Raw genomic sequence first — 12,722 nt, 5'->3', positions numbered from 1 at the left:
ATTTAATTTTATCTTATAATTGAGCTATTACAACCTCTTATTCTAAATCTATAAAATCATATTCTACATTAGAAATATGATATTTTATAAAATTTTCCGTTGTATCAAAATATTCCATCAACTGCATCCTCTCCAACTGACTAGGTTTAGATAAATTGGTATAGGAATTATATGATGTATATTTCCATTGGCTAATATCATTTACAAAGCCATGATTTACCGGATTATTATGAATATAATGAACCAGCTTGGCAAGATACTTTTCATGATTAACTTTTTTACGTTTCAAAAAATCAAGAAAAAGAGCACCTTTCCTTTTGTATCTTTTATTATAAGCTTTAGCATAAGCATTCAATAAATTACTAAAAGGCTTCATAAGATACTTATGTTCATTCTCATTCACTTCTTTAAATCTCAACAGTAAATGGAAATGATTAGGTAATAAGCAGTAAGCATAAATATCCGCAACAGGAATGATATACTTCAATAGTTTATTCAAAAAATACTGATAATTTTCATCTTCGCGGAAAATCAAATCTTTTCCATTAGCGTGCGAATATATGTGATAGACATATCCACACTCAAAACTTTCTGTATTACTAACCATTTATGCTCCATTTTTGTGTTTATTTTAGTGAGTTCAAACCTTATAGGTTTTAAAAACCTATAAGGTTTAGACAACTATTTTATGTCATCCCAAATACTGTAATCAACAATTTTCGTTGGAATCTGCTGAACATATTCTGTAAAAGGCTCACAAGGCAGAATAGCTTCTTTTCCTTCTCTTGCCAGCTCCTGATACAGTTTTGTTCCTTCTGTTTTCCAATGAATCATTTCGTCGGAAACATCACGGATAATTTTTGCAGGGCTTCCAACGATCAGTTTCCTTGGTTCACATCTGAAATTAGCCGGTACAAAAGCTAATGCTCCGACAATACTTTCATCACCGATATAGGCTTTGTCCATCACAACAGAGTTCATTCCAATCAGACAGTTTTTTCCAATGTGACCTGAATGAATGATTGCTCCATGTCCGATATGTGCGGACTCTTCTAAAATGGTTTCTATATTCGGGAAAACATGAAGGGTACAATTTTCCTGTACGTTGGCTCCATCTTTAATGATAATTTTCCCCCAGTCACCACGGATTACCGCATTGGGACCGATATATACCTCTTCTCCTATTTCTACATTCCCAATAATGACTGCCTGCGGATGAATATAAGCAGAGGGTTTTATAATGGGACGAATCCCGTGGTATGAGTAGATGTTCATATTTTTAATTTGAAAATCTGAGAATGGGATAATTTGAAAATTAATAATGTCTTTAAACATTTTCAAATTCTCAAATTAACTCACTTTCAAATTAATTATACTTTTTCAATAACCATTGCATATCCCTGTCCGACACCGATACAAAGGGTACACAATGCATATTTTTTATCCTGTTTCTGAAGTTCTATTGCAGCAGAACCTACAATTCTGGCTCCGGAAACTCCCAGTGGATGACCAATCGCAATAGCGCCTCCGTTCGGGTTTATTCTTGAATCATCATCTTTTAAACCTAAGCTTCTCGTTACAGCAAGAGCCTGTGCCGCGAATGCTTCGTTGAGTTCGATGATATCCATATCTTCAAGAGAAAGATTTAATCTTTTCAATACTTTTTGAGCAGCTTCTACAGGACCAATTCCCATGATTCTTGGTTCAACACCTGCTACAGATGATCCCAGAATTTTTGCTTTTGGTTTTAAACCATATTTTTTTACGGCTTCTTCGCTTGCTAAAATTAAAGCTGCTGCACCATCATTCATTCCTGAAGCATTACCAGCAGTTACTGTTCCTTCTTTTCTGAAAGCCGGACGAAGTTTTGCCAAGCCTTCCATAGATGAAGCAGGCTTAATGAATTCATCTTTTTCGAAAACAACAGGATCCCCTTTTCTCTGTGGAATTTCAACTTTTACAATTTCTTCTGCCAGTCTGCCGCTTTCCTGTGCTTTTGTCGCTTTCTGCTGAGACCAAAGAGCAAATTTATCCTGATCTTCTCTGCTGATCTGATGGATATCTGCTAAGTTTTCTGCGGTTTCCCCCATTCCGTCAACCCCGTATAATTCTTTCATTTTAGGGTTGATGAAACGCCATCCGAAAGTGGTATCAAACATCTGGCTGTCTCTTCCGAAAGCAGCACTTGGTTTTGACATCACATAAGGAGAGCGCGTCATATGTTCTACTCCTCCTGCAATATAAATTTCTCCTTCTCCTGCAGCAATGGAGCGGAATGCATTTGCTACAGCAGACATTCCTGAAGCACACAGTCTGTTGACAGTTTCTCCACCGATTTTGTAAGGAAGACCTGCCAGTAAAAGTCCCATTCTTGCAACGTTTCTGTTATCTTCTCCCGCCTGATTGGCACATCCAAAAATAACATCTTCAATTTCCTCCACAGGAACCTGAGGGTTTCTTGCAACCACTTCTTTGATCACAATTGCAGCTAAATCATCAGCTCTTACTTCTGATAATCCTCCCTGTAATTTTGAAATGGGAGTTCTGACATAGTCTATGATGTATACGTTGTTCATAATTTTATTTTGAAAATAGGATAATGGGTAACTTTTACAGTTACACACTAGCTTTTTTATTTATTTGTATTTGTTTTTATTTCTTAGTTCTAAAACCTTTTCTAAAGTATAGGGTTCATATTTGAAATCCGGTCCGAACATTCTTTTGACGTTTTCTTCAAAGGAGGTATCAAACCCTGCTTTTTTTCTTCTTTTATTAACGTTCTTAAGATCTTTGACTGGCCATACAAAATTCACGAAGACTGGTGTTCCGTCTGTATCTTTTGTCAATTCGCCTTTTCCCTGTGTTCCATAGATCTGCTCTCTGTTTTCATTCATCAGGTATCGGTCTTCCATCATGGCAACCCACGTAAAAGGAATTTCCTTCTTTTCCCCGGCTTCTTTGATGAGTGGAAAATATTTTGCAATTTTGGTTGAATGCTGAATCACATACCAGGCAGCATGATTGGCAGGCTCACCCACCAGTGTTTTTCCCGGATAACCGTATTGAGAAATAATACGTTCTATTCTCTTTATATTCAGAGTATCATGCTCAGCGACCAACTCCCATCTTTTCTTTTCAAACTCTTCACTGTCAATATTCAGATCCTTCAATATTTGCTTCTTTTTCTCTGGAGTTATTTCAGAGTCAAAAAGCATTCTATATCCCTGATCCACCTTCATGATGTCATCAAGTTCTTTTTTCAGAGTTTCGTTCACTTTCTGCTGTGCATTCATCAGAAGGGTTGAAATCCCGAAAAGCAATGCAATTATCTTTCTCATTTTGTTTAATCTGGTGTCTGGTTTTAGTTTTTTATAAGTCGGTTACTTTCTTTCCGATTTTGTAGACTGTTCCTACAAATTTTGCAATCAGCTCCTGGTTTTGATTGGTAATCTGAATGTCATACACGGCTGTTTTTCTCGTGTCATTCACCAACACACTTTCTGCTCTGAAAACATCACCTTCTTTTCCCGCTTTGGTAAAATTGATGATACAATTCAGTGCTACAGCTGCATCTCCGGTATTGTTGGAAGAAAATGCAAGCGCTGAGTCTGCAAAAGCAAAGGTAACGCCGCCATGAACAGTTTTAAGCCCGTTAATCATGTCTTTTTTGATGGGCATTTCTATTAAACAGTAATTTTCTTTTACTTCAATCATCTTGATATTCATCCATTGGGAAAAATAATCCTGATTGAACATATAATCTGCTACTTGTCTTGGATTCATTTCTGTTAATTATATGTTTGTTATTTCTTCATACAGCTCATCGGATAATCTGTCATAAACACTCATCGTTTTACCCAGAATGATTTGCTCATATGTAAGATTTTCTGAGTCTGATGTATTTTCAGAGGGATATGATTCATTTAAATCAATTCCATTTTCAATAGCTAATCTTTTGATCAACTCCTTATATTTTTCATTAAACTTTCCTAACAGCTCAAGCCTTTCCTCAGCATTTACAGAAGAAGCTTCCTGAGTTAAATACTGTTTCTCAATTAAAAGTCTGGTTTCCAGCTCAGCTCTGAATTCATCTATATTCATTATATTATCTTAACTTCATTCATTAATAACCATTTTCAAATCTTTAATTCCATTTTTATAAGATTTCTTGAAATAAAATTTAATTATAAAATAGATTATTGTATAAAACATAGCAATTGGCAATAATAATGCTAATGCTATTGCCCCAATTTGAAAACAATTAATAATTATCGCAAAAACTGGAAGAATACCCCACACATATAATAATATTCTAAAAGTTCTATGAAATTTTGAATTCAACTTTATTATTGTCTCATGTTCCTTTTGAAATAATTGACCTTCAAAAACACACAAAACTCCTAATGGTACTTCAGCACTTATTACTTTAAAAAATTTTTTTTCTGTATATCCTCTTAAAAATTTATTAGAGCGTTTCATTGTGAGAGAGTAACTTTTCTCACTATTGCTATTTATATTTGATAAAATCTTTTCAACAGAGTTTAAAGATTTTATTTCATCATATCTTTCAGGAAAATATTTCATATTACATTTTCTTCAGCAAAGGACTCTGCCTGTATCTTTCTTCCTGATATTCTTCATAAAGACTCTGAAGGGTTTCAGAGATTTTTGCATATCCGATTTCTTTGCCCCAGCCTAATAATCCTTTTGGATAATTGACACCTTTCTGCATTGCCAGTTCAATATCTTCGTCATTGGCAACGCCTAATCTTTTGGCTTCAACCGCTTCGTTGATCAGCATGGAAATGATTCTTAAAAAAATCTGCTGATATAAAGCATCATCTTTCTGGGCAACAGGATTTTCTGCTCCTTCGTTATAATCGTAGAAACCTTTTCCTGTTTTTCTGCCGTGAAGTTTTGCTTCAGACATTCTTTGCTGCAATAGAGATGGCTTATATTTCGGATCGTAGAAGTAGTCTTTATAAACAGTTGTTGTTACAGCGAAGTTTACATCAACTCCGATAAGATCCATTAATTCAAAAGGTCCCATTTTGAAGTTCCCCAGCGTTTTCATTGCGTCATCCACCTGTTCCGGTGTAGCGATATTTTCTTCAACAATTCTCAGCCCTTCCCCATAGTAAGGTCTGGCAATTCTGTTGACTATGAACCCTGGAATATCTTTCGCAATAACAGGAGTCTTCCCCCATTCTTTTATGAGGTTGTATATTTTTTCTGCTAAAGTTTTTTCTGTTAATAAGGATGGAATAACTTCCACTAAAGGCATCAACGGAGCCGGATTGAAAAAGTGAATTCCGATGAAACGCTCCGGTTTCTTTAGTTCTGCACCAAGAGAGGTGATAGAAATTGATGAGGTATTGGAACTCAGTATACAGCTTTCTGAAACATAGTTTTCAAGTTCTGTAAACACTTTGGTTTTGATATCTTTGTTTTCTATGATGGCTTCAATGATGAGTTCACAATCTTTGAAATCCTTCAATTCTGTAGCAATGGAAATATTTGCTAAAATTTCAGTCATTTTCTCTGCCGAAATTTTTTGTTTATCAACCAATTTGGTTAACGTTTTTTCCAGACCTACAGTTGCCGTTTCTACTTGTTTTGCGTTGGCGTCATACACCCAAACTTTGCATCCGTTCGTTGCGGCTACTTGTGCAATGCCGATTCCCATCGTTCCGGCACCGATAATTCCAATATTTTTCATTTTTTTAGATGTTAGAAGCTAGAAATTAGAAGTTAGATTATTGACTAACATCTAACTTCTAAAATCTAATTTCTATTATTTATTTTCCTTTATAATTAGGTTTTCTTTTCTGTAAAAAGGCATTGACTCCTTCAATGAAGTCTTCTGTGCCTGCAGCTTCCTGCTGAAGATCTCCTTCCAGCTCAAGCTGTTCTTTCAAAGTGTTGGTATAAGAATTGGCAAAAGCTTTTTTTGTAAGCTTAAGAGCAGCTGTAGGCATATTCGCCATTCTTTCAAGAATTTCCATAGATTTTGGAACGAATTCTTCTTCAGTGAAAACTTCAGCGACAAGACCATGAGCTTTAGATTCTTCTGCAGATAATTTTTTACCTGTAAATGCTAAATAATTGGCCAATTGTCTCCCTAGAAGCTTCGGTAAGAAGTACGTTCCTCCTGTATCAGGAATTAAACCGATATTTGAAAATGCCTGAGCAAAATATGCTTTTTCATTCGCTAAAACGAAGTCAGAGATTAAAGCCAACATCGCTCCAGCTCCTACTGCAGGACCGTTTACTAAAGCAATAACCGGTTTTTTGCAACGGGTAACTTCTAACACTAAAGGGTTATAATAGTCTACCACAATTTTTCTGATGATGTCATGATCGTGGTGTTCTGTACCTACCACAAATGCTTCATCCAGATTCTGACCTGAGCAAAACGCTCTTCCTCTTCCGGAAATGGCAACACATCTTACAGTTTCGTCTTCATTGCATTCTTTAACAAAATCTTTAAGATCTGATAATGAAGGCTTTGTAAGAGCATTCATTGTTTCCGGTTGATTTAGATATGCAATTTTAAGCTTCCCGTCAAAATGCGTTTCAATATCAAGTTGTGTATACATAGTTTTTATTAATTTATTATTTAACAATGCACTAATTTAACAATATAAATTCATGTAACAACCTAAGATTTTAACAATCTAACAATAGCATCGTTATGCTCTGCATATCCGTCAATTCTATTGATAAATTGGGCACATCAATCTATTGTTACACTTAATGACATTTAAAATAATCAAATGGCTCCAGACAGTCTAAACATTGATAAGATGCCTTACATAAGGTAGACCCAAATCTGCTGATCTGTTTAGTGTGCTCAGAACCACAGCGCGGACATTTTTTCGGTTTTCCGATGTGATGTTCGTCTGCTCCTTTTTCGGGAGGTGTGATTCCGTAGACACGGAGTTTTTCTCTCGCTTCATCCGTTAACCAGTCTGTGGTCCAGATCGGAAACATCTTGGTCACTACTTTTGCATCCCAGCCGTTTTCTTTCATCATTTTGATAATATCCTCTTCAATGGTAAACATAGCAGGACAGGCAGAATAAGTAGGCGTAATGATGACTTCACATGTATTTTCACCTGTGATCTGTGCATCTCTTACAATTCCTAATTCCACAATATCAATAACCGGAATTTCCGGATCGGGAATTGTTTTTAATAAATCTAAAAGGTTTTTCAAAATCTTTCTATAAAATATATTGAATTATTTCCCATTATAAGACTATCCTTACTTTTAGGATTTTTTGCCATTACAAATTCACTAAAAGCACCTGCAAGCTTATCTCCCTTTTGAAAGTCAAATTTTATATTAGTAAGATAAATTCCATCCTTTTTGTTTTTGTAAGTTAAAGAATCATCTTTTAGAACTTTTGAACCCCTTAATATTCTATATCCAATTTTTGCTTCTTTTGAAACTTCCTCCTCTATTTTAGGTGAAAAAAATTTTAGTAGTATATGTTTAAAGGATTTTTCTTTTGCTATATAAAATTTACTTTTAGAAGAATCAATTTTATTGTGTTCTTTAAAAATAATTTGATTTTTAAAGGCATCACCCTTACTAAAAATAATATAATCAATCAGAACCTCCTTAGAATCCAATTTATTTTTCAAAGTCCAGATTCCTGTTCTATTATTCATTTTAGTATCAAAATCGCCTGCTAAAGTGAAATTATGCCATTGAGCCGTTATATGATCTATAGAATCATTAACTTTCATTCTCACCTGAGTCTTATAGTTTTTTAAATGAAACAGTTCATTTAAATCTGAGATATTTTTAATTACTTTCGTTTTTCCCTGTTCCTTTGAACAAGATGTGACCATTAAACTAAATAATAAAAAAATAACGAACCTCTTCATAGGTTTTTCATTACCACGTACACCCAGGATATGCTCTCTGCATATACTGAAGCTCACAAAGGATAAATCCGAAATATTCTGTATGGTATCCTGTTCTTGATTTTGGCTGCATAAAAGGATTTACAGGATATTCCAATCCAAAGTCCTGGAAATCTTTTTCCGTAATAGCAACGAATTCTTTGTATAATTCATCTGCATTCGGAACGATATTCAAAGCAATAAGATCATCTTCACCTTCTGTTTTAGCAAAAAGTCCTTTTGTATATTCCCAGATATCTTCAATGGCTTTTACCACACGGAATTTACTTTCTTCTGTCCCTTGGGCGAAAATTTTCATCCATGATGCAGCATGAGTATAATGATATCTTACTTCTTTTAATGATTTCTGAGCAATAGCTGAAAGTTCTTCATCTGCAGAGCTGGACAATGCCTCATACATCAGTTTCTGATACACTGCAAAAACGTACACTTTCAGAATGGTCTGAGCATAATCTTCGTTTGGAAGTTCTGTCCAGTGTGCGTTTACATATTCGTGTTCGTATCTTAAAAATGCGATATCGTCTTCACTTTTTCCGTTGTCTATTACTCTTGAAGCGTAAACATAAAAGTTATTAGCCTGCCCCAGCTCATCCAACGCAATGTTTGTCAATGCAATATCTTCCTCCAGATAAGGACCTTCACCGCACCATGCAGACAAACGCTGCCCCATAATGAAACTGTCGTCTGCGAGTTTTAATAAATAATTATATAATGGGTTCATTGTTTAATCAATTTAAAGATGGATAGATGATAGATGGATAGACGGGTAAACCTTAAGGTCTTTTATCTATCTGTCTATATCCCGAAAGTCTTATTACATATTTTTTACATCGTTTGGAATATCGTAAAACGTTGGGTGACGGTATAGTTTGTCATCAGCCGGATCAAAGAAAGCTTCTTTATCTACCCCTTCTGAAGTCACAATATATTTACTTGGAACTACCCAAACAGAAGTTCCTTCTTTTCTTCTTGTATAAACGTCTCTTGCATTCTGCAAAGCCATTTCTGCTGTTGGTGCCTGTACAATTCCAACGTGTTTGTGAGACAATCCCGGTTTAGTCTGAATAAACACTTCCCACATATCTAAATTTGCCATAGTCAAATTTTATTTTTATCTAAATTTTAGATTTTGAATTATTTTAAATTTTAATTTTTGAACCATTAAGGACAATTAAGTTATTAAGAATAATAAGTTTAGCTTCGCTTTAATTTAAAATCAAAAATGATTTTCTTAATTAACTTAATTCCTAAACAAAATCTTAATGGTTTAAATCAAATATTATAGTACTTCTTTTTGTTGTTTCTCTGCAAAAGCTATCGCCGCTTCTTTCACCCAAGAGTTTTCTCTTTGCGCTTTTCTCTTGGTTTCAATACGCTTTTTATTGCAAGGTCCGTTTCCTTTTAAGATTTCCATAAATTCATCCCAAGGAAGTTCTCCGAAATCATAATGCTGTCTTTCTTCATTCCATTTCAGGTCTTTATCCGGAACAGTTAATCCTAAGAATTCAGCCTGAGAAACGGTAACGTCAATAAACCTCTGACGAAGGCTGTCATTACTTTCTCTTTTTACTCTGTAATTCATAGAGATTTTAGAGTTTGGCGAGCTGTCATCATTAGGTCCGAACATCATTAAAGCCGGCCACCAGAAACGATTCAATGAAGCCTGAGCCATTTCTTTCTGTTGTTTGGTACCACGGCATAATGCCATTAGAATTTCATATCCCTGTCTTTGGTGGAAAGATTCTTCTTTACAGATTTTCACCATTGCTCTGGAATAAGGACCATAAGAATTCCCCATCAGCATTACCTGGTTCATAATGGCTGCACCATCTACCAGCCAGCCGATAGCTCCTATATCTGCCCAGCTCAAAGTAGGATAGTTGAAAATACTTGAATATTTTGCTTTCCCTTCCAGCATATCATCATAGGTAGCGTCTCTGTCTGCTCTGATGCTTCCGTCTCCTAAAGTTTCTGTTGCAGAATAAAGATATAAGCCATGGCCTGCTTCATCCTGAACTTTAGCCAAAAGAGCCATTTTTCTTCTCAATGAAGGTGCTCTTGAAATCCAGTTGGCTTCCGGCAGCATTCCTACAATTTCAGAATGGGCGTGCTGTGAAATCTGACGAACCAATAGTTTTCTGTAATCATCTGGCATTACATCTTTTGGTTCTACTTTATTTTCGTCATGTACGTATTGTACAAATTTTTCTAAGTCCATAATCTTTTAATTTGAGAATTTGAGAATTAGTTAATTTGAAAATTATTTTGAGAAACTGAGAATAAGTATTACCCATTTTCAAATTTCCAAATCAGCATATTTTCAAATTGAATTAAACATCATAATTAAGCATCACCACATTCGTTGTCGGGTGACATTGACAGGTAAGAACGAAGCCTCTGGCTACTTCTTCTTCGGTAAGCGCATAGTTTTTCTCCATAAAAACTTCTCCTTCCAGGACTTCCGCTTTACACGTACAGCACACTCCTCCTTTACATGCAAAAGGCACAGGAAGATTGTCTTTCAATGCTTTATCTAAGATACTCTCTTTTTTAGAATTAAGGTGGAACGAATATTCATCATCATCGATAATTACCGTTACCATACTTTCAATATTGGCAATGGCCTTGAATTCATCGCTCATTTCCTCCGTATTTTCCTCATCAGGAGCGGTAAAATATTCAAATAACACCTGGATAGCAGGTACTTTTTTATCTTTCTTCAGATAGTCTGCAATCCCTTTGATCATTTCAGCAGGTCCGCAAATGAAATAAGTAGCTTCCCTTATGTCAATATCTGTATATCTTTCAAATAACTGTTCTAATTTTTCAGAAGAAATTCTTCCTTCAAAAACAGGATCTTCATGTTTTTCACGGCTTACCAGGTAAATTACCTTCAGTCTGCCATTGAAATGTTCAACCAGTCTGTCAATTTCAGCTTTTCTTAAAATATGATTCATACTTCTGTTGCTGTAAAACAGATAAGCATTACTGTTGGGCTCCTGATAAAGACTTTCTTTAATATTGGATAAAACAGGAGTGATTCCGCTTCCTGCAGCCAAACCAACGTAAGTCTTTACATTCGTAGGATGATAAGAAGTATTAAAACCACCCATCGGAGGCATTACTTCCAGAATTTCATCCATGTGAAGATGCTCATTGAAATAGCCTGATACTTTTCCGCCTTCAAGCAATTTTACCAATACTTCCAGTGTATTGCTTTTTTCACTCGGAGCATTACAGATAGAGTAAGAACGTCTTTCCTCATTTCCGTTGATCATCATTCGGAAATTCAGATACTGCCCTTGTTTGAACCTGAACTTATCTTTCAGTTCTTCAGGGATCTCCACCGCTACACTGACTGCTTCGGAAGTGTCTTTCTGAACTTTAACTGTTTTAAGTTTATAAAATGAATTCATTATTTTTTAAGTATTCTATTAATTTTTCCACCTTCGCACTTCGGCAGGCTGTCCTGGGCATGAACTTTCACTTTCGTGGTGATTCCTACCCGTTTTTTTATTTCGTTTTCTATGTTTTTTCCAAAGTTCCCGACAAAATTAAAATAATCATCGGTATTTGCTTCTATTTTCTGTGTCTTTACCAGCTCATCATCAATTTCAACATCAATATCCAAAGCGATACACATATGTTCCTTTTCGATAGGCGTTAAATAATAATTAGGTACTACTCCTTCTACATAAGAGAAAGCTTCTTCAATCTGGCTTGGATAGACATTTACCCCTCTTACGATCAGCATATCATCTGCTCTTCCTACAATGGGTTTCATTTTTACCATCGTTCTTTTGGCATTTTCATCATAGTAAAGGCTTGTAATATCATTAGTCCAGTAACGAAGAAGTGGCATTGCTTTTTTCGTTAATGTTGTAATCACCAGTACACCTTCTTCTCCGAAAGGAACCGGCTGTTTGGTAACCGGATCTAAAATTTCAGGGTAAAAATGATCTTCCCAGATATAAGAACCTCCTTTTTCTTCAAAATCCTCCATTGAAACACCAGGACCGATAATTTCGCTCAACCCGTAGATATTGGTTGCATGAACCCCTAATCTTTCTTCAATGTGCCCTCTGATAATTTCCGTCCATGGTTCTGAACCCAGCACAGCATATTGGAGACTGATCTCCTCTGCAGAAATCCCTCTTTTTGCAAATTCATCTGCAATAGTCAAAGCATATGATGGAGAGCAGCAAATCACTTCCGGCTTAAAATCTATAATCAGATCTACCTGTCTTGCTGTCATTCCTCCCGAAATAGGAAGAACACTCATCCCCAGTTTTTCTGCACCGTAATGAAGCCCTAATCCTCCCGTGAAAATACCATAACCATAAGCATTGTGCAGCTGCATTCCGGGTTTCGCTCCTGCAGCCTGTAAAGATCTGGCCACCACTTCACTGAAAAGATCTACATCTTCTTTGGTATATCCTACTACCGTTGGCTTTCCTGTTGTTCCGCTTGAGCAGTGAATACGCTGAAGCTCATTTTTAGGAACGGTAAATAAACCAAATGGATAGTTATCTCTTAAATCCTGTTTGTAAGTAATAGGAAGTTTCCTGATATCTTCAATCGACCTTATATCCTGTGGAGATATTTGTAATTCATCAAATTTCTTTTTATAAAATTCCGATTTCTCTCCCAAATAGCTGATCAAACTTATCAACCGGTCGGATTGAAGCTGTCTCAACTGACCCAGCTCCAGATATTCAACTGCAAAATCCATAAAACTAACTAACATTTGTTAGGTGTAAATTTAAAAAGATTTTATAAGCTGGCAAA

Annotated in this window: 16 protein-coding genes; all 16 read right to left on the bottom strand. The window is 35.7% G+C overall.

Annotated elements, in window-relative coordinates; genetic code table 11:
* Positions 1–37: 37 nt before the first annotated feature.
* The 16 genes from FW781_RS21235 to FW781_RS21160 all read right to left on the bottom strand — a co-directional run bounded on the left by FW781_RS21235 (position 38) and on the right by FW781_RS21160 (position 12,666).
* On the bottom strand, positions 38–607 hold the full coding sequence (locus tag FW781_RS21235; protein ID WP_149389255.1) for a transposase: 570 nt from the start codon (positions 605–607) through the stop codon (positions 38–40).
* A gap of 74 nt (positions 608–681) precedes the next feature.
* Positions 682–1,275, bottom strand: a complete 594-nt coding sequence (locus FW781_RS21230) for an acyltransferase (protein ID WP_077413742.1) — start codon at positions 1,273–1,275, stop codon at positions 682–684.
* A gap of 95 nt (positions 1,276–1,370) precedes the next feature.
* Positions 1,371–2,576, bottom strand: coding sequence for a 3-oxoadipyl-CoA thiolase (pcaF, locus tag FW781_RS21225; protein ID WP_149389254.1), 1,206 nt, complete (start codon positions 2,574–2,576; stop codon positions 1,371–1,373).
* 60 nt (positions 2,577–2,636) lie between these two features.
* Positions 2,637–3,338 carry a DUF6624 domain-containing protein gene (locus tag FW781_RS21220; protein ID WP_149389253.1) on the bottom strand — a complete coding sequence of 234 codons (702 nt, stop codon included), beginning with the start codon at positions 3,336–3,338 and terminating at the stop codon, positions 2,637–2,639.
* A 31-nt stretch (positions 3,339–3,369) separates the two neighbouring features.
* The gene (locus FW781_RS21215; protein ID WP_047373927.1) at positions 3,370–3,783 is read right to left on the bottom strand and encodes a PaaI family thioesterase; all 414 of its coding nucleotides are present in this window, start codon (positions 3,781–3,783) and stop codon (positions 3,370–3,372) included.
* A 9-nt stretch (positions 3,784–3,792) separates the two neighbouring features.
* Positions 3,793–4,101, bottom strand: a complete 309-nt coding sequence (locus tag FW781_RS21210) for a hypothetical protein (RefSeq protein WP_149389252.1) — start codon at positions 4,099–4,101, stop codon at positions 3,793–3,795.
* Between the two features lie 15 nt (positions 4,102–4,116).
* Positions 4,117–4,584, bottom strand: coding sequence for a hypothetical protein (locus tag FW781_RS21205; protein WP_149389251.1), 468 nt, complete (start codon positions 4,582–4,584; stop codon positions 4,117–4,119).
* Between the two features lies 1 nt (position 4,585).
* Positions 4,586–5,719 (bottom strand): 3-hydroxyacyl-CoA dehydrogenase NAD-binding domain-containing protein, encoded by a 1,134-nt coding sequence (locus tag FW781_RS21200; protein ID WP_149389250.1) that lies wholly within the window; start codon positions 5,717–5,719, stop codon positions 4,586–4,588.
* 79 nt (positions 5,720–5,798) lie between these two features.
* The gene (locus FW781_RS21195) at positions 5,799–6,599 is read right to left on the bottom strand and encodes an enoyl-CoA hydratase/isomerase family protein (RefSeq protein ID WP_149389249.1); all 801 of its coding nucleotides are present in this window, start codon (positions 6,597–6,599) and stop codon (positions 5,799–5,801) included.
* A 154-nt stretch (positions 6,600–6,753) separates the two neighbouring features.
* The gene (gene paaD / locus FW781_RS21190; RefSeq protein ID WP_172625778.1) at positions 6,754–7,218 is read right to left on the bottom strand and encodes a 1,2-phenylacetyl-CoA epoxidase subunit PaaD; all 465 of its coding nucleotides are present in this window, start codon (positions 7,216–7,218) and stop codon (positions 6,754–6,756) included.
* Positions 7,215–7,895, bottom strand: a complete 681-nt coding sequence (locus FW781_RS21185; protein ID WP_149389247.1) for a hypothetical protein — start codon at positions 7,893–7,895, stop codon at positions 7,215–7,217. The genes paaD and FW781_RS21185 overlap by 4 nt, the downstream gene beginning before the upstream one ends.
* A gap of 10 nt (positions 7,896–7,905) precedes the next feature.
* Complete coding sequence (gene paaC, locus FW781_RS21180; protein ID WP_149389246.1) at positions 7,906–8,655, bottom strand: 1,2-phenylacetyl-CoA epoxidase subunit PaaC; 750 nt, start codon at positions 8,653–8,655, stop codon at positions 7,906–7,908.
* A 93-nt stretch (positions 8,656–8,748) separates the two neighbouring features.
* Positions 8,749–9,030 carry a 1,2-phenylacetyl-CoA epoxidase subunit PaaB gene (gene paaB / locus FW781_RS21175; protein WP_039364405.1) on the bottom strand — a complete coding sequence of 94 codons (282 nt, stop codon included), beginning with the start codon at positions 9,028–9,030 and terminating at the stop codon, positions 8,749–8,751.
* 183 nt (positions 9,031–9,213) lie between these two features.
* On the bottom strand, positions 9,214–10,152 hold the full coding sequence (paaA, locus tag FW781_RS21170) for a 1,2-phenylacetyl-CoA epoxidase subunit PaaA (RefSeq protein WP_149389245.1): 939 nt from the start codon (positions 10,150–10,152) through the stop codon (positions 9,214–9,216).
* Between the two features lie 112 nt (positions 10,153–10,264).
* A complete protein-coding gene (locus tag FW781_RS21165; RefSeq protein ID WP_149389244.1) occupies positions 10,265–11,350 on the bottom strand; it encodes a 2Fe-2S iron-sulfur cluster-binding protein in 1,086 nt (361 codons plus the stop codon).
* Positions 11,350–12,666: a phenylacetate--CoA ligase family protein gene (locus FW781_RS21160; protein ID WP_149389243.1), complete on the bottom strand. Its 1,317-nt coding sequence runs from the start codon at positions 12,664–12,666 to the stop codon at positions 11,350–11,352. Before FW781_RS21160 ends, FW781_RS21165 begins: the two co-directional genes overlap by 1 nt.
* Positions 12,667–12,722 lie beyond the last annotated feature (56 nt).

The sequence above is a fragment of the Chryseobacterium panacisoli genome (assembly GCF_008274625.1).
Lineage (GTDB): Bacteria > Bacteroidota > Bacteroidia > Flavobacteriales > Weeksellaceae > Chryseobacterium > Chryseobacterium panacisoli.
Note: the sequence above shows the minus strand (reverse complement) of the source record. Positions and strands in the feature narration are given on the sequence as shown.